The sequence below is a fragment of the Polaromonas sp. genome, assembly GCF_029945895.1.
In the GTDB taxonomy this organism is placed as follows: domain Bacteria; phylum Pseudomonadota; class Gammaproteobacteria; order Burkholderiales; family Burkholderiaceae_C; genus Polaromonas.
The window spans coordinates 120,286-137,785 of sequence record NZ_JAQSDL010000080.1; the positions used below are offsets into that span (position 1 = coordinate 120,286).

The following is a 17,500-nucleotide window of genomic DNA, read 5'->3' on the forward strand; positions in this document are numbered from 1 at the left end:
GCAGCACAAAAGGTTTCACAATGGCACCCCTGACAAACCGTCCACACAGGAGGCTCCCATGGGCATACGCATCGTGAGGCTGGGCACGCCCCGGCAGGCGGGTGAAGGTTTGCGCATAGGCACGGTACGGCGGCCACCACGCGGCGTACCCAAGAGTGAATTCGCCGCGCAGGACTGGTACGACGTCTGGTACCCCAACCTCGCCCCCAGCGCGGAGACCATGAAGCTCGGCCAATCCGTCGAATCCGACAAGGACTGGGCGGCTTTCGGCAGGAAGTACCGTGCCGAAATGAATGAGCCCGATGCCAGCCGCAACCTCGACCTGCTGGCAGCGCTCTCGCACCAGTCGAATTTTGCAGTCGGCTGTTATTGCGAGAACGAGACGCGCTGCCACCGCTCCCTGTTGCGGGATCTGCTGAAGGAACACGGCGCCCTGATCAGCTGACGCATCAAAAAAGCCCCGAAGCGGCGACCGCGTTCGGGGCTTTGTTCATCAGGCCTGCGCCGGAAGTTCAGAGTTTGACGTATTCGTACTCGACCGCATTGGCATTGATGCCGCGATCCGGCGGGGCAATCCAGCCTGCCATCTTGCCGGGTTCGGTCACGCGGTGCATCAGGCTGTGAATGAAGGTCTTGTCAGCGTCGTTGGGCAGCCACTCGTCCTTTCGGGCGTTGAACTCGGCTTCGCCGAGCGGGTTACCTTGCGGATCGGTGTGCATGCCGGCCCAGGCACCCACGCTGCGCCGGAAACGCGTGTTGGGCAAGCTGAGCTCAAAGTCCACACCGGCACGCTTGATCGCCATGTTCCAGCGGGTCACGCCGACATTGCAGTCCTTCACGTATTCCAGGCGCGTGATTTCGTTCATGCCGTTGCGGGTGGAAATCGTTTCGTTCTTCAAACCGCCCTTGCCGTCCGGCACCTGGATGGTCATTTCGCTGTCGCGTTCGACGTGGTCGGCAAACTTGGCTTCGTCGGGCCGACCCTTGATGCCGTTGCTGAAGTAGTTGGCGGCGTTCGACGAAGCTTCCGAGCCGAACAGGTCCAGCGAGGAGGTGAACCAGAAGTTCATGAATTTCTGAATCGTCGGAAGATCGATCACGCCGGCCTTGCGCAGGGTGTCCACGTTGTCGGTGTCCAGCTCCTTCATCACTTCCAGCGTCCGCTTGATCACGCGGCCAATGCCGGTCTCGCCGACAAACATGTGGTGCGCTTCTTCCGTCAGCATGAAACGCGTGGTACGCGCCAGCGGATCGAAGGCGCTTTCGGCAAAGCTCTTGAGCTGGAACTTGCCGTCGCGGTCGGTGAAGTAGGTGAACATGAAGAAACTCAACCAGTTGTCCATGGGTTCGTTAAAGGTGCCCAGGATGCGTGGCTTGTCCGCGTCGCCGCTGTGGCGGGTCAAGAGCTCTTCGGCTTCCTCACGGCCATCGCGGCCGAAGTGGGCATGCAGCAGGTAGACCATGGCCCACAGGTGCCGGCCTTCCTCGACGTTGACCTGGAACAGATTGCGCAGGTCGTACAGGCTGGGCGCGGTGTGGCCCAGCAGGCGCTGCTGCTCAACCGAAGCCGGCTCGGTGTCGCCTTGCGTGACGATCAGGCGGCGGAAGGCGCTGCGGTACTCGCCCGGCACTTCCTGCCAGACGTCTTCGCCCATGTGGTCGCCAAAACCGATCTTGCGGTTTTCTTCCTGGTCGGCCAGAAAGATGCCCCAGCGGTAGTCGGGCATGGGGGTGTAGCCGTAGCTGGCCCAGCCGGAGGCATCGACACCGACAGCGGTGCGCAGGTAAACCTCTTTCGCGTTGAAGTCGCTAGGGCCCATCTCGTCCCACCAGCTCATGAAGGCCGGCTGCCAGTGCTCGAGCGCACGCTGCAGCTGGCGGTTCTCGCCGAGGTTGACGTTGTTGGGGATCAGGGCTTGCAGGTCAATGGTGCTCATGGTGTTAAATCCTTTTCCAGTCAAATTTCGCTTTTTTTCCGGTCCCAAAAAGTTTCAGCGCGCCGTCTTCACCGACCGCATTCGGACGGATGAAAATCCAGTTCTGCCAGGCGCTGAGGCGGCCGAACACACGTGTCTCCATGGTTTCCTTGCCCGGGAAACGCAGCGAGGCTTCCATGCCGGTCATGGCATCGGGCGACATCGAGGCACGTTCTTCCAGCATGATGCGGATCTCGTCATCCCAGTCGATGTCGTCGGGGCTCAGGGTCACCAGGCCCAGTTCGAGCGCCTGGTCGGCGCGCAGCTTGCTGTCGCCGAGTTTTTCCAGTTGCGCGATGGTGGCATCGTCCTCATAAAACCGGGTCTGCAGCCGCGTCAGGTGATTGACGGCCGGAAACCAGCCAAAGTTGGCAGGACTCAGTTGCAGCGTGGGTGCCGCGTCGGGCGAATCAGGCAGGTCCAGCATGTAGATGCGGTCGCAGGCCAGGGCGAGCTCGTAGAAGGTTCCGGCAAAACAGGAACCGGCGTCAACCAGCGCAATCAGCGAGCGGCTGGTCACGTCAAGGCGCGCCAGCGTGCGACGCAGCGCGCCCGTCGTTTCCTTCACCAGCCAGTGGTCCTTCAATTTGGCCAGTACCTCGTCCATGCGTATCACCTGGCCGGCATCACCGGTCGTCTTGATGACCCAGGTGCCGACTTCGAGTTCGTTGGTGCGCAGGTTGAGGATGGCGTCGTCAAGTTCGCGCTGCAGCTTGAGCGGGTACCAGCTGGCGCCGGCAGCCTCCATCGTTTCGGGTGTGGATTCGATCGCGGCAGCCGGCGCCTTGACGGTGATGGTGGCGATGCGCTTTTCGCGGTCCACCTGGGCGTCGACCACGCTGTAGTGGTAGCCGGCATCGTCGATGAGCACCTTCAGTGGCGTCAGTTCAATGCCTTTTGAGGCTGCAGCCCTTGTGGACTGGGTGCGGAGCGCTTCTATTTCAGTAGCAAGCAAGGCGCTGAACTGCTGCGGCTTGGCGTAAGCGTCGATCAGCTTCCAGTCTTTGGCGCGGTCGGCGCGCACGCCTTCGCTGGTGGTGCAGAAGATGTCGGCCAGGTCGCGCCGCACCTTGCGTTTGTCGGTCACGCGGGTCAGGCCGCCGGTGCCGGGCAACACGCCGAGCAGCGGCACCTCGGGCAGGCTCACGGTGCTGGAACGGTCGTCCACCATCACGATGCGGTCGCAGGCCAGGGCCAGCTCGTAGCCGCCGCCGGCGCAGGCGCCGGTCACGGCAGCGATGGCTTTCAGGCCGTCATGGCGCGAGGAGTCTTCCAGGCCGTTGCGGGTTTCGTTGGTGAACTTGCAGAAGTTGACCTTCCAGCCGTGCGTGGACAGCCCCAGCATGTAGATGTTGGCGCCCGAACACCAGATCTTTTCCTTGCCAGACTCGAACACCACCACCTTGACAGTCGGATGCTCGAAACGGATGCGGTTGATCGCGTCGTGCAGCTCGATGTCCACGCCGAGGTCGTAGCTGTTGAGCTTGAGCTTGTAACCGGGCTTGATGCCGCCGTCCTCGTTGATGTCGAGCTTCAGGCGCGCCACGTCGCCCTCCACGCTCAGCGTCCAGTGCTGGTATTTGGTGGGATGGGTGGCGAAACTCACGAGCTCGCGCTCCTGGCCTTCAATCACCTGCTTGAACAACAGCGGTTCTGTCATGGCATTCATCGTGGTCTCCTGTTATGGGGTTAGGACCGTTCGCCCTGAGCTTGTCGAAGGGCTTCGACAGGCTCAGCCCGAACGGTAGTTTGCGGAACAGCGCGCTCCAGGTCTTTCAGGCTTTGTTTGAGGGTTCGGGCGGCGGTGTCCACCACCGCGTCGGCGCGGGCATACAGTGCTTCGCGGCTGGCCAGGATGCGGCGCAGGTCTTCCATGGCCTCGTCCGTGGCGCCGCGGGTGGCATGAAAAGGCCGCATGTCGCCCTGCGCCACCACGCGTGCCATGTGTTCTTCCGGGCTGGCCTTGAGCCAGACACAGTAAAAGCGGCTTTGCAGCAGGTCAAAGGTTTCACGCTCGCTGACGATGCTGCCGCCGGTCGTCATGACGACGCCGTCGGCATGGTCCTCGGCAATGCGGAACAACGCACGACGCTCATAGCGGCGGTAGCCCGCCTGCCCGTGCAGCAGCAGGATTTCATTCATGCTGGTGCCGGCTTCGCGTTCGATCTCACGGTCGAGTTCGACAAAAGGCACGCCGCGCTCGGTGGCCAGTTTCAGGCCCAAGGTGGACTTGCCCGCTCCGCGCAGGCCGATCAGGGCAATGCGCTGCTCGCGGCCCAGCGCATCGCTCAGGCCGAACGTGCTGCCGAGCAGCGCGTAGGCCTGGTCGAGCTGCGTGTCGTCGAGCCGGCCCAGCAGCCCCTGGACACGGGCCAGCGCCGGGCGGGGAGCGTCCTGCAGCAGTTCGAGAATGGAGATGTTCAGCGCGCGCGCCGCGGCTTCCAGTGAATTGATCGAGACATTGCCCTTGCCGCTTTCGACATCGGCCAGGAAACGCTCGCTCAGACCGGAATCGCTCGCCAGCGCCTTGCGCGTCATGCCACGGCGGGCGCGCCAGGCCCGCACGCGGGCGCCCAGCTCGACGAGCGTCGCCTTGTTCGCCTGTTCGGACAGGGTTTCGAGCTTGGACATCTGCATTATTTGAAAAAAGTTTGCGCTGGATCAATATTGCACTATACTTCAGGTCAAACGCTTGTCAAGCAGTTTATTGCATATTTTTTGGAGATCACTGATGAAACTCAAAATTCTCGTGGGCACCATGACCAGTACGGCCGACTATGTGGCCCAGGCCATCCAGATGGATTGTGCCGATCTCGTCAGTGATATCGAGGTGCAGCTGATGGACGGTCTGGATATCAGCGTTTTCGACAGCACCCCGGATGAAGATGCGATATATCTCATCTGCTCTTCCACCTACGGCCAGGGCGATGTCCCCGACAACGCCCGGCAGCTGTATGACTCACTCGATGCCCAACCCAAATTTCTGGGCCATGTGCGTTACGGCGTGATTGCCCTCGGCGACCGCACTTACCTGCAGACCTTCTGTTTCGGCGGCAAGAAATTTGACGAGCGCCTGCAGGGCCTGGGCGCTCAGCGCATCGGTGAAGTCTGGTGCCACGACGCCAGCGCCGGCACCCTGCCGGAAACCGAGGGCGCCGCCTGGTGCCGCGAGTGGCTGGCGCTGGCGCTGAGCAGCGCCTCCAGCGCCGAAACCGCCTGAGTTTCAATGAAATTGGCCTCCAGCCCAATAGCAGCGGGCGCAGGCAGCTATAAAAACGAGAGCATCCGGAGACCCCATGAACCTGAGCCGCGCCGACCACTCGCTGAGCCCCCCGCGTGTCGACATCCCCCGCGACTACAACGCCGCCCATGACCTGCTGGCGCGCAATACCGGCCACCCCGGGAAGCCGGCTTTCATCGACGCCATCAGCGGCGCCACCCTGAGTTATGGCGAACTCGACGAGCAGGCGCACCGTTTTGCCAACGCGCTGCGGGCCCAGGGCTTCGCGCCCGAGAGCCGCGTCCTGCTGGCCATGCTGGACACCCCGGAATGGCCGGTGGCTTTCCTCGGTTGCATCCTGGCCGGTGTGGTCCCGGTAGCCGCCAACACCCTGCTGACCACGCCCGACTTCGACTTCATGCTGCGCGACTCACGCGCCCAGGGCCTGATCGTCTCCAAAGCCCTGCTGCCGGCGTTCGAACCGCTGATCGGCCAGATCCCGACCTTGCGCACGGTGATCACGGCCGGCGACGATTCATCATCAAATACGGCTCTGGCCCAGATGGTGCTTGCGCAAGCAGCTACTAAAACAGTAGCGCCCACCTGTGCCGACGACGCCTGCTTCTGGCTGTATTCGAGTGGTTCCACCGGCACGCCCAAGGGCACGGTGCACCTGCACAGCCACCTGATCCAGACCGCCGAGCTGTATGGCCGCGGCGTGCTGGGCATCCAGGCGACCGACGTGGTCTACTCCGCCGCCAAGCTGTTTTTCGCCTATGGACTGGGCAATGGCCTGACCTTTCCGATGAGCGTGGGCGCCACGGCCATCCTGTTGCCGGCCCGCCCCACCCCGGCCGAGGTCTTCCGCATCCTGAAAGAGCACCAGCCCACCATTTTCTACGGTGTGCCCACGCTGTACGCCGCCCTGCTGGCGGACCCGGCGCGACCGCCAAGGAGCGAGATGAACCTGCGCGTCTGCACCAGCGCCGGCGAGGCCCTGCCGGCCGGCATTGGCAACAAATGGGCGGCCGAATACGGCTGCGACATCCTCGACGGCATCGGTTCCACCGAGATGCTGCACATTTTCCTGAGCAACCGCCCCGGCGACGTGCGTTACGGCAGCACAGGCAAGGCCGTGCCCGGTTATGCGCTGCGCATCGTCGGTGATGACGGCCGTGACTGCAGCGTCGGCGAGATCGGCGAGCTGCAGATCAGCGGTCCGAGTTCGGCACTGATGTACTGGAACAGCCGCGCCAGGACCAAAGCCACGTTTGCCGGCGAGTGGACACGCAGCGGCGACAAATACACGGTGGACGCCGACGGCTACTACACCTACAGCGGCCGCACCGACGACATGCTCAAGGTCGGCGGCATCTACGTCTCGCCTTTCGAGGTGGAAGCGTCCCTGATGACACATCCGGCGGTGCTGGAAGTGGCGGTGGTCGGTCTGGCCGACGCCGACCAGCTGGTCAAACCCAAGGCCTTTGTGGTGCTCAAGAAGGGGCAGACCGCATCGGCCGACGACCTCAAGGCCCACGTCAAGCAGCAACTGGCGCCCTACAAGTACCCGCGCTGGGTGGAGTTTGTGGACGAGCTGCCGAAAACCGCCACCGGCAAGATCCAGCGCTTCAAGCTGCGCCAGGGCACCGCTTGAGTGCACGGGGGTTGGCAGGGTAATAGCTTTAGGTATAAACAATTTAATCTTCAATCTCGGGTTTTTCACTAGGGTGTCAGGCGCCGACCGCCATTACCATTGAAGCCTTCCGGCGCCTGCCCTTCCGTTCCAACCAGGAGTTATCCATGACCTCACGCCTTCCTTCACGTCGTTTGATCCTGAGCCAGAGTGCTGCCGTCATCGGCGCCGCCTCCACCGGCCTGCTGCTCCCCCAGATGGCGCGGGCGCAATCGGGCAAGGTGCGCGTGGGTTTCATGCTGCCCTACACCGGCACCTTCGCGCAGCTCGGCGTGGCGATTGAAAATGGTTTTCGCCTCGCCATCGACCAGCAGGGCGGCAAACTCGGCGGGCGCGAGATCGAGTACTTCAAGGTGGACGACGAGTCAGAGCCTTCCAAGGGCGTTGAAAACGCCAGCAAGCTGGTGCAGCGCGACAAGGTCGACGTGCTGGTCGGCACGGTGCACTCTGGCGTGCAGATGGGCATCCAGAAAGTGGCACGCGACTCCGGCGTGCTGAGCCTGATCCCGAACGCCGGCGTGCATGCCGCCACCCGCAGCCTGTGCGCACCCAACGTTTTTCGCACTTCCTTCAGCAACTCCCAGCCCACCCGCGCGCTGGGCCAGGCCATGGTCGCCCGCGGCCACAAAAAAGCCGTCTGGATCACCTGGAAATACGCGGCCGGGGACGAGGCCTTTGAAGGCTTCAAGGAAAGTTACACCGCGGCAGGCGGCACCATCATCAAGGAACTGGGCCTGCCCTTCCCCAACGTCGAGTTCCAGGCCCTGCTGACCGAAATCGCCGCCCTCAAGCCCGACGCCGTGGCCTGCTTCTTTGCCGGTGGTGGCGCTGCCAAGTTCATCCGCGACTATGCCGCGGCCGGCCTCAAAGGCAAGATTCCGCTGTACGGATCGGGCTTTCTGACCGAAGGTGTGCTGGACGCCGCCGGCCCCGCGGCCGACGGCATCATCACCACCATGCACTACAGCGACTCGCTGGACACGCCGCGCAACAAGGCCTTCCGCCTGGCCTATGCCACCGCCTACCGCAGCCAGCCTGACGTCTACGCCGTGCAGGGTTACGACACCGGCCTGCTGCTGATCCAGGGCGCCAATGCCGTCAAGGGTGACCTTACAGCCAAGCCTGCCCTGTACAAGGCGATGGAGTCCGCCGTGATCGACAGCCCGCGCGGCAAGTGGACCATGAGCAAAGCCCACAACCCGGTGCAGGACATCTACCTGCGCCAGGTCGAAAACAAGGAAAACAAGGTGATCGGCGTGGCCGCCAAGGCGCTGGCCGACTCGGGCGCCGGCTGCAAAATGGGTTGAGCCCCCACGGTTGCTCACTGCGTGCAGCGCCCTGCCCCCGCGGGGGCCGCTGCGCCTGCGGCCCGGGAACGCCGGTTCCGTGGCCCCGGCTGGCATACGGCCTCAGGGAAGCACCGGCAGGTTCTCGGACCTTCCATTTTCTTGGTACAGAGCTTGCGTTGCCACACGCTCTGGATGCATCTTTTCCCCTGAACCCACAACACCCCGATGGATCTCGCCAACTTTCTCATCCAGCTGCTCAACAGCGTCCAGTACGGCCTGCTGCTGTTCATGCTGGCTGCTGGCCTGACGCTGATCTTCGGCATCATGGGCGTGGTCAATCTCGCCCACGGCAGCTTCTACATGCTGGGCGCTTACCTGGCCTGGTCGCTCAGTGCCTATTTCGGCAGCCTGACCCTGGCCATCCTCGGCGGGGCCGTGCTGTCGGCGATTTTTGGCCTTGCGCTGGAGTGGCTGCTGTTTCGCCACTTCTACCAGCGCGACCACCTCGACCAGGTGTTGCTGACCTTCGGCCTGATCTACATCTTTGAAGAGCTGCGTTCCATTGTCTGGGGCGACGACGTCCATGGTGTGCCGATTCCCGAGCTGCTCAGCGCCTCCATCCCGCTGACCGAGAACCTGTCCTACCCGGTCTACCGGCTGTTCATGTCCGGCGTATGTATTGCGCTGGCCGTCGGCCTGTACCTCCTGATTTCAAAAACCCGGCTCGGCATGAAGATCCGCGCCGGCGCCTTCAACCGCGACATGGCCGGTGCCCTGGGCATCAACATCAAGCTGATTCACGCCGTGGTGTTTGCCCTCGGCGTGACGCTGGCCGCGGTGGCCGGCATGATCGCCGCGCCGATTGCCAGCGTCTACCCCAACATGGGCTCGCAGGTGCTCATCATGTGTTTTGTGGTGGTGGTGATCGGCGGCATCGGCTCGGTGCGCGGCGCCCTGATCTCTGCGCTGCTGGTGGGCCTGGTTGACACCTTCGGCAAGGTGCTGCTGCCACAGGTGGCAGGCATGCTGGTCTATATGTTGATGGCCGCTGTACTTTTGTGGAAACCTGAAGGATTGTTCAAGCAATGAGCGCGGCCAAAGCCAATCTCGAAGTCCTGCCGCGTGGCGTGCAGGTGGCGCTGGCCCTGGGCCTGATCGCGCTGGTCGCGTTTCCGTTCACCGGCACCGACTTCTACGTTCAGATGGTCACCCGCATGATGATCATGGCGATTTTTGCCATGAGCCTGGACCTGCTGCAAGGTGTCACTGGCCTGGTGTCGCTGGGCCATGCGGCTTACTTCGGCCTGGCCGGTTATGCGCTTGCTTTCCTGATGCCCCAGGGCGAGGCCGTCAGTCTGTGGTGGACCCTGCCGCTGGCGGTGCTGGCCTCAGCGCTCGGCGCGCTGATCATCGGCTTTTTTGTCGTCCGCACACATGGCATCTACTTCATCATGGTGACCATGGCCTTCGCGCAGATGATTTTCTTCCTGTTCTTCGACAACAAGGTACTGGGCGGCTCCGACGGCCTGTACATCAACTTCAAGCCCGATGTCTCGCTGTTCGGCTGGACGCCTGCGGCGTGGTGGGACCTGGAAAACAAGCGCACGCTCTACTACTTCACCCTGGCCGTGCTGCTGGTGGTCTACGCCTTCCTGCGCCGGCTGCTGTGGAGCCCGTTTGGTCGCGCTCTGGCCGGCATCCGTGTCAACGAACACCGCATGCGGGCCATGGGTTTCGGCACCTTTCGCTACAAACTCACGGCCTTCACCCTGGCCGGCGCGCTGGCCGGCCTGGCGGGCTACCTGTGGGGTACACAAACCGGGTACATCAACCCCGAACTCATGGGTTTTCACATGAGCGCACACGCCATCATGATGGTCATCCTGGGCGGCATGGGCAACTTCGCCGGCGCAATTGTCGGCGCCTTTGCCTTCGAATACCTGCTGCATGTCTTCAAGGACCTGCCCACCGTCGGCACGGTGAACCTCGGCAAACACTGGCAGCTCTGGATGGGCCTGTTCATCGTGCTGCTGGTGACGTTTGCGCCGCGCGGCATCCTGGGCCTGGTCGAGCGCTTCGGCAAGCGTCGGGGGGCTGGCGATGAGTGAGGTTCTGCTTTCTGCCCAACATCTGACCAAACGTTTCGGCGGCCTGGCGGCGGTCAACGACGTGTCGCTGGACCTGCACCGCAAGCAGATCCACGCGGTGATTGGCCCCAACGGCGCCGGCAAATCGACGCTGACCAACCTGCTGTCCGGCGATCTGCCGCCCAGCTCGGGCTCGGTGCGGCTGGGCGACCGTGACATCACCGGCTGGAACCCGGAAAAAATCTCGCGCCAGGGCCTGGGCCGCAGCTACCAGAAAACCAATATCTTCCTGCCCTTCACCGTCTGGGAAAACGTCCGCCTGGCCGCGCAGTCGCGCCAGCCGCATGCGCTGCAGTGGCTCAGCCGCGCTACTCATTTGAGAGCAGTCAACGATCGCGCTGAAAGGGCTATTGAGCTTTCCGGCCTGGAAAATCGAAAACAGGCGATCGCCGGCGCCACCAGCCATGGCGAACAGCGCCAGCTTGAAATAGCCATGACGCTGGCCACCGAGCCGCAGGTACTGCTGCTCGACGAGCCATTGGCCGGCATGGGCGTGGCCGAGGCCGAACGCATGGTGGCGCTGCTGCTCAGACTCAAGACCGACCACGGCATCCTGCTGGTCGAACACGACATGGACGCCGTCTTCACGCTGGCCGACCGGCTGACCGTGATGGTCAACGGCCAGGTGATTGCCAGCGGCACGCCGGCAGAGATCCGGGCCGACGCCGGCGTGCAGGCGGCCTATCTGGGCGAGGAACACTGATGGCCGACCTGCTGATTGATGCCAAAGGCATCCACACCTACTACGGCGCCAGCCATATCCTGCGCGGCATCGACTTTTCCGTGGCGCGCGGCGAGACCATCGGCCTGATGGGCCGCAACGGCATGGGCAAAAGCACCCTGCTCAAAAGCATCATGGGCCTGGTCAGGCCGCGCGCGGGCAGCCTGGACATCATGGGCCAGGCGATGCTGGGCCGGGCGCCCTACGAAATTTCCCAGCTCGGCATTGCCTATGTGCCCGAGGGCCGCGGCATCTTCGGCAACCTCAGCGTGGTCGAGAACCTCAAGATGGCCGCGCGCGCCGGCAGACCGGGCAGCGCCGCAGACGGCGTGGGCAGAAGGCACGACTGGACCTACGAACGGGTGCTGGAGACCTTCCCCCGGCTGAAAGAGCGACTCGGCCACGGCGGCCAGCAACTCAGCGGCGGCGAGCAGCAAATGCTCACGATAGGCCGCGCGCTGATGACCAACCCCGACGTGCTGATCCTCGACGAAGCCACCGAAGGCCTGGCACCGCTGATCGCACGCGAAATCTGGCGCATCTGCGGCGTGATCCGCGAGAGCGGCATCAGCAGCGTCATCGTCGACAAGAACTGGAAACACGTCACCCAGATCACCGACCGCAACATCATCCTGGTCAAGGGCGAAGTGGTGTTCGAAGGCAGCTCGGCCGACCTTCAGGCGCAGCCGGAGCTCCTCACGCAATACCTGGGCGTCTGACACGCCGACACCGGGAGCGCGCCACCCAACGAAGCGGGCGTCACCGGTCCCGGCGCAGCAAGGGCCGGACAGAATCGACAAAGTTCGACCTGCATGGCATCATGGTCTTACGCCGGGCATCCTGACCGGCCCTCTGAAAGGCTGGATGCATGCGTTGGCCCTGGCAAGTTGGTGCGCCGCTCCGGCAATCCCGGATGCATGCAGACTCTGCACAGGACTCGATCGGCCGTCCGATTGCCTGGGTGACCGGCGGCCTGATGGTTGTTTCCGCCTGCGCGGTGGCCATCGCACTCTTTTACCTTCGCGGCGAAGCCGTGCGCGCCGGGGAAAAGCTGAACCAGTCCCTGGTGCAGGTGATCGAGGAACAAACCGGCCGGTCCTTCCAGACGGTGGACCAGCGGCTGCAACTGGCGGCCAACCGGCTGCTGGCATTGCAGGAAGAAAAACGGCTGGATGAACACTCGGCGCGCGCCATGCTGCGCGAGCAGCTAAGCGGCTTGCCCTACGTGCGAGCCATCTGGGTGGTCGATGCCGGTGGCCGCATCGTTTTCGACTCGGACCTTGGCAACATGGGTGTCAAGGTGGCCGATCGCGAATATTTCCAGATCTACCAGCAACGTCCTTCGGCCGGGTTTCACATCAGCACCCCGGTGCGCAGCCGCTCCACGGGCACCTGGCTGATCAGCGCGTCCAGGCCCTTGCGGGCAGCGAACGGCGTCTTCGCGGGCGTCATCGTGGCCGCGGTGGAGCCGCCCTACTTCGACAGACTCTGGCGCGGGGTGGACCTGGGCGCCGGCGGCGCGATTGCGCTGTTCCGCCGCGACGGGGTGCTGATGATGCGCAGTCCGATGGACGACGCAACCATGGGCAAGACCTTTCCCGATCTACCCCTGTTTTCCGAGCATCTCCCCCGGAGCTCGCAGGGCGTCTATCAGACCACCAGCGCGATTGATGCACGCGTCCGTATCATCGCCTACCGCGTCATCGACGCTTATCCCGAGTTGGTGATCTACGCCGGTTCTCCCTATGACGACGTGCTGGCGCCCTGGAGACGGTTTGCCACGCTGGCCTGGCTGATCTGGCTGGCAGCCGCGGCGACGGTGGCGCTGATGTCGATGCTGCTCTACCGGTATTCCCGGCAGCAGGCACGCACCCGGTTGCGCTTTCGTCAGTTGGCCCAGGCCATGCCGCAAGTCGTGTTTATCACCGATGCCAAGGGTTACATGGTTTTCGTCAATGACCAGTGGACCCAGGTCACCGCGCAGCCGGTAGATGCCGCAATGGGTGGCGGCTGGTTCACCCGTGTCCATCCAGACGACCTCGAACGAACCGCGAACGACTTCCGCTTCGCCATCGATTCCGGCCAGCCCGTGCACAACGAGCACCGCCTGCTGTGCGGCGACGGCAGCTACCGCTGGCAACTGGCACGCGTGATCCCCAACCGCGACCCGCACGGCCACATCGTCTCCTGGTACGGCACGTCCACCGACATTGACGACCTGAAACAGGCCGAAGGGGCGCTGCATGCACAGACCGCGCTGCTGCGCATGGCAGGCCAGCTGTCCCGGCTCGGCGGCTGGGCGCTGGAGTTGCCCAAGATGCGGCTTCACTGGTCGGATGAAGCCTTGTTGATCCTGGAGCAACCCCTGGGCAGCACCCCGACCCTGAGGTCTGCGATCGAGCTCTGCACAGAACAGTCACGGCCGCTGGCCACCCGGGTGGCTCAGGAATGCGTGGAAAGCGGCGCGTCTTTCGATGTCGAGGTGGAAATGGTGACCGGCACCGGCCGGCACATCTGGGTTCGCTCGATGGGCCAGGCCGTCCGGGACAGCCACGGCACCATCGTCCGCATGCAGGGGGCACTGCAGGATGTCACCGAACGCGTCAAGGCCGAACATGAACTTCAGGCCCATCTGCAAACCCTGCAGCGTGCCGCAGAGGCGGCTCAGGCCATCACCCAGCACCACACGCTGGATGCGGTCATGCAGGAAGTGGCGGAGCAGGCGCGCAGCATCATCGGCGCCCATCAGGCGCTTATCAGCCTGCGTCGCGGCCCAGAAAAGGGCCAGACCATCACCGCGCTGTCGTTGTCTGACAAATACGCGGATTACCGTCATCTGGCTGCATTGTCCGATGGCAGTGGCATCTCCGCTGCCATTGACAACACCCATGGACCCCTGCGCATGACGCAGGCCGAGTTCCAGGCCCATACACGCTGGCGCACTTTCCGCGCCTATGCTGACCAGCACCCGCCCATGCGCGGCTGGCTTGCCGTGCCGCTCACCGGACGGGACGGCAGCAAGGTCGGCCTGCTACAGCTGTCGGACAAACTCGAGGGCGACTTCACCCGGCAGGACGAATACGTTGCCACGGAACTCGCCGAACTGGCCCTGATCGCGATCGACAACGTCAAGCTGCTGGCCCAGGTCCAGGAGTTCAACAGCGGCCTGGAGGAAAAAATCGCCCAGCGCACAAGCGAATTGTCCCGTCAGAAAGCACTGCTCGGGGCGTTGGCCGAGCAGGCGCCATACCCGATCTGGACGATTGATCCTGACGGCAATGCCACCTTCGTCAGCCAGGCCTGGTACGAACTTTTCGGTGGCGCGCCGCCCGACTGGCACGGTACGGCCTGGATGGGTCTGGTGCATCCGGACGATTTGCCGGGCATGCTTGAGACATGGCAGAACCACCGCCAGACACGCATGCCCCACGCCGGAACACGGCGCCTTCGCACGCCGGACGGCAGCTACCGCCTCATGTCCTACCGCGTCTCACCGGTGTTCAACGAGACCGGCGAAGAGATGTTCTGGGTCGGCATTGATGTGGACATCACTGAAATCAAGGCGACCGAGACCGCCCTGCGGCTGTCGAACGCGGAACTGGAAGCGTTCTCCTACTCGGTATCCCACGATCTGCGCTCGCCGCTGACCACGGTGGACGGTTTCAGTCGCCTGCTGCTCAAGGAACTCCGGGACCAGGCAAGCCCCAGGGTTCAGCACTACCTGGCACGTATCCAGGCCGGCGTCGACAGGATGGGCCACCTGATCGAGGGTCTGCTGTCCCTGGCTCATGTGACCAGGCAGGAGGTGCAGCACGAACCGGTGGACCTCAGCGCCATCAGCTCCGAAATCCTCGCACGCCTGCAGTCCGCCGACCTGTCGCGCCATGTGGTGTACAGCGTCGAGCCAGGCCTGCTGGTGCATGGCGACAGCCGGCTGCTGCAAGCCGTCATGGAAAACCTGCTGGGCAATGCCTGGAAATTCAGCGCTCGCTGCTCCAATGCCGAAATTTCAGTAGGCCGGCTGTCACCGCGCGGCGCCTTCTTTGTGCGCGACAACGGCGCCGGCTTTGACATGGCCTATGCCGACAAACTTTTCGGCACCTTCCAGCGCCTGCACGACGTCGCCGAGTACGCCGGCACCGGCATCGGTCTGGCCACGGTCGCGCGGGTGATTTCACGCCATGGCGGCCGCATCTGGGCCGAGTCGGCGCCGGACCAGGGTGCGACTTTCTTCTTCACCTTGCCAACCTCCGCATGACGCCCTGCCGGGCTGCTACATCAGCGGCCGCAGTTCCCTGGCTGCGTCGAAAAGCAGCGGCAGCAGATCACGCTGCATCTGCTGGGCGCTCAGGCGCTGCGGCGACGCAACAACGTTAAGCGCAGCCACTGTCTTGCCCTGCATGTTGCGCAGCGGTACCGCGAGCGCATGCACACCAAGCTCGTGTTCTTCCACCGCCAGGCAGCAATCGTCGACGCGAACCTGTTCGATCACCGCGCGAAACTGCTTGACGTCGATGATGGTGCGGGTGGTCAGGCGCGGCAAGGTCCGGCCCTTGAGCCACTGCGTCAGGCCGGTTTTGGGTTTGGCGGCCAGCAGCACCCGCCCCGTGGAGGTGGCGTGGGCCGGCAGGCGCGCACCCAGATGCAGGCCGTAGGCCAGCACGCGTACCGCGCCTCCGGTTCCGTTTTTCCATTCGTAGCCGCTGCGCCCGACGATCACCACCTCGTCGCCGTCGAGCACCCCGGCCGAAAAGGACTCCTGGGTCTGCGCCGCCAGCCGGTTCAGCGTGGGCTGAACGGCGCGCGGCAGCCGTGCCGATGCCAGATAACTGCCTGAAAAACGCAGCACCTTGGGTGCCAGCCAGAAATAGCTGCCGTCGGTCTCCAGGTAACCCAGGTGCGCCAGCGTCAGCAGGTGGCGGCGCGCGGCGGCGCGTGTGAGGCCGGCGCGTTCAGCGGCCAGCGTGGCGTTCAGGCGCTGGCGCTGCGTGTCAAAACTCTCAAGCACCGCCATGCCCTTGGCCATGCCTTCGATCATGTCGGCCCTGGCAATCGGCCGGCTGGTCTGGAGGACCGCGCCCATCGGCCCGGCGGGTGGGGAATTTCTGCTCATTGCGCGATCATCGCACAAACCGCCTGCAGATCGTGCACCGTCCGCGCGCCCGTCTGGTCGCGGGCAAGGGCAAGGCCTACGCTTGCCGGTTAGCCCAAACGAAGTGGAGACAGACATGCGTACTCAGGTTGCCATCATCGGTGCAGGCCCCTCCGGCCTGCTGCTCGGCCAGTTGCTGCACAAGGCCGGCATAGCCGCGGTGATCGTCGAGCGCCAGAGCGGCGACTACGTGCTGGGCCGGATCCGCGCCGGCGTGCTCGAGCAGGTCAGCATGGACCTGCTCGACGAAGCCGGCGTTGGCCAGCGCATGCACCAGGAAGGCCTGGTACACGGCGGTTTCGACATGTTGTTCAAGGGCGAGCGCCACCGCATCGACATGAACGGCCTGACCGGCGGCAAGAACGTCATGGTTTACGGACAGACCGAAGTCACCCGCGACCTGATGGATGCGCGTCAGGCGGCCGGCTTGCCCACGATTTACGAAGCCGGCAACGTGGCCGTGCACGACTTCGACACAAGGAAGCCGCGCGTGACTTACGAAAAAGACGGCCAGACGCATGAAATTGAGTGCGACTTCATCGCCGGCTGCGACGGCTTTCACGGCGTGTGCCGCGCCAGCGTGCCCCAGGGCGCGGTGACCGAGTATGAAAAGGTCTACCCCTTCGGCTGGCTGGGTGTGCTTTCCGACACCCCGCCGGTGCACCACGAACTCATCTATGTGAACAGCACACGCGGCTTTGCGCTGTGTTCGCAGCGCAGCGCCACGCGCAGCCGCTACTACCTGCAGGTGCCACTGACCGACAAGGTTGAAGCCTGGTCGGACGACGCCTTCTGGAACGAGCTGCGCCTGCGCCTGGACGCGAACGGCCGCGACAAACTCGTCACCGGCCCCTCGATCGAAAAAAGCATCGCCCCGCTGCGCAGCTTCGTGGCCGAACCCATGCGTTTCGGACGCATGTTCCTGGCCGGGGATGCCGCCCACATCGTGCCACCCACCGGTGCCAAGGGCCTGAACCTGGCAGCCACCGATGTGAAATACCTGTCGGCTGCATTGATCGAGTTTTACGCCGACAAGAGCGAAGCCGGCATCGACACCTACTCCGGGCGCTGCCTGCGGCGCATCTGGCGCGCCGAGCGTTTTTCATGGTGGTTCACCAGCCTGATGCACCACTTCCCGGAAAACGGTCCGATCGGCCAGAAGCTGCAGGACGCTGAGCTGGACTACATCGTCCACTCGGAAGCGGGGGCCCGCTCGGTCGCCGAAAACTACGTCGGCCTGCCGCTCGATTTCGGCAACTGAGGCCGGTCTGTCGGGGTCACGGTATGACGGTCGGACAGTCT

The 17,500-nt window shown here is 63.8% G+C and carries 14 protein-coding genes; 10 read left to right on the forward strand and 4 right to left on the reverse strand.

Annotated features, from left to right (window positions below; all coding sequences use genetic code 11):
- Positions 1–58 precede the first annotated feature (58 nt).
- Positions 59–445: a DUF488 domain-containing protein gene (locus PSV33_RS10110; RefSeq protein ID WP_300561167.1), complete on the forward strand. Its 387-nt coding sequence runs from the start codon at positions 59–61 to the stop codon at positions 443–445.
- 67 nt (positions 446–512) lie between these two features.
- Here the strand turns inward: PSV33_RS10110 and boxB are convergent, their stop codons facing one another.
- From boxB to PSV33_RS10125, 3 genes are read right to left on the reverse strand one after another with little or no spacing between them, the layout of a single operon-like run.
- Positions 513–1,937, reverse strand: a complete 1,425-nt coding sequence (gene boxB / locus PSV33_RS10115) for a benzoyl-CoA 2,3-epoxidase subunit BoxB (RefSeq protein ID WP_300561168.1) — start codon at positions 1,935–1,937, stop codon at positions 513–515.
- Between the two features lie 4 nt (positions 1,938–1,941).
- Positions 1,942–3,645, reverse strand: coding sequence for a 2,3-epoxybenzoyl-CoA dihydrolase (gene boxC, locus PSV33_RS10120; RefSeq protein ID WP_300561170.1), 1,704 nt, complete (start codon positions 3,643–3,645; stop codon positions 1,942–1,944).
- 20 nt (positions 3,646–3,665) lie between these two features.
- Positions 3,666–4,607, reverse strand: a complete 942-nt coding sequence (locus PSV33_RS10125; RefSeq protein ID WP_300561173.1) for a helix-turn-helix transcriptional regulator — start codon at positions 4,605–4,607, stop codon at positions 3,666–3,668.
- Between the two features lie 100 nt (positions 4,608–4,707).
- Between PSV33_RS10125 and PSV33_RS10130 the strand changes: the two genes are divergently transcribed.
- The 8 genes from PSV33_RS10130 to PSV33_RS10165 all read left to right on the forward strand — a co-directional run bounded on the left by PSV33_RS10130 (position 4,708) and on the right by PSV33_RS10165 (position 15,304).
- Positions 4,708–5,196: a flavodoxin domain-containing protein gene (locus PSV33_RS10130; RefSeq protein WP_300561175.1), complete on the forward strand. Its 489-nt coding sequence runs from the start codon at positions 4,708–4,710 to the stop codon at positions 5,194–5,196.
- 76 nt (positions 5,197–5,272) lie between these two features.
- Entirely contained in the window at positions 5,273–6,850 is a 1,578-nt protein-coding gene (locus PSV33_RS10135; RefSeq protein WP_300561177.1) for a benzoate-CoA ligase family protein, read from the forward strand.
- 146 nt (positions 6,851–6,996) lie between these two features.
- The gene (locus PSV33_RS10140) at positions 6,997–8,196 is read left to right on the forward strand and encodes an ABC transporter substrate-binding protein (protein WP_300561180.1); all 1,200 of its coding nucleotides are present in this window, start codon (positions 6,997–6,999) and stop codon (positions 8,194–8,196) included.
- 207 nt (positions 8,197–8,403) lie between these two features.
- Positions 8,404–9,267: a branched-chain amino acid ABC transporter permease gene (locus PSV33_RS10145; protein WP_096697733.1), complete on the forward strand. Its 864-nt coding sequence runs from the start codon at positions 8,404–8,406 to the stop codon at positions 9,265–9,267.
- Positions 9,264–10,286, forward strand: a complete 1,023-nt coding sequence (locus PSV33_RS10150) for a branched-chain amino acid ABC transporter permease (protein WP_300561182.1) — start codon at positions 9,264–9,266, stop codon at positions 10,284–10,286. Before PSV33_RS10145 ends, PSV33_RS10150 begins: the two co-directional genes overlap by 4 nt.
- Positions 10,279–11,028, forward strand: coding sequence for an ABC transporter ATP-binding protein (locus PSV33_RS10155; RefSeq protein ID WP_300561184.1), 750 nt, complete (start codon positions 10,279–10,281; stop codon positions 11,026–11,028). Before PSV33_RS10150 ends, PSV33_RS10155 begins: the two co-directional genes overlap by 8 nt.
- Complete coding sequence (locus PSV33_RS10160; RefSeq protein WP_300561186.1) at positions 11,028–11,765, forward strand: ABC transporter ATP-binding protein; 738 nt, start codon at positions 11,028–11,030, stop codon at positions 11,763–11,765. Before PSV33_RS10155 ends, PSV33_RS10160 begins: the two co-directional genes overlap by 1 nt.
- 194 nt (positions 11,766–11,959) lie before the next feature.
- On the forward strand, positions 11,960–15,304 hold the full coding sequence (locus PSV33_RS10165) for a PAS domain-containing protein (protein WP_300561188.1): 3,345 nt from the start codon (positions 11,960–11,962) through the stop codon (positions 15,302–15,304).
- Positions 15,305–15,319: 15 nt separating this feature from the next.
- On the opposite strand, the gene PSV33_RS10170 is transcribed toward PSV33_RS10165, so the two are convergent.
- Entirely contained in the window at positions 15,320–16,159 is an 840-nt protein-coding gene (locus PSV33_RS10170) for an IclR family transcriptional regulator C-terminal domain-containing protein (RefSeq protein ID WP_300561191.1), read from the reverse strand.
- Between the two features lie 115 nt (positions 16,160–16,274).
- On the opposite strand from PSV33_RS10170, the gene pobA reads away from it, so the two are divergent.
- Entirely contained in the window at positions 16,275–17,459 is a 1,185-nt protein-coding gene (gene pobA, locus PSV33_RS10175) for a 4-hydroxybenzoate 3-monooxygenase (RefSeq protein WP_300561194.1), read from the forward strand.
- Positions 17,460–17,500 lie beyond the last annotated feature (41 nt).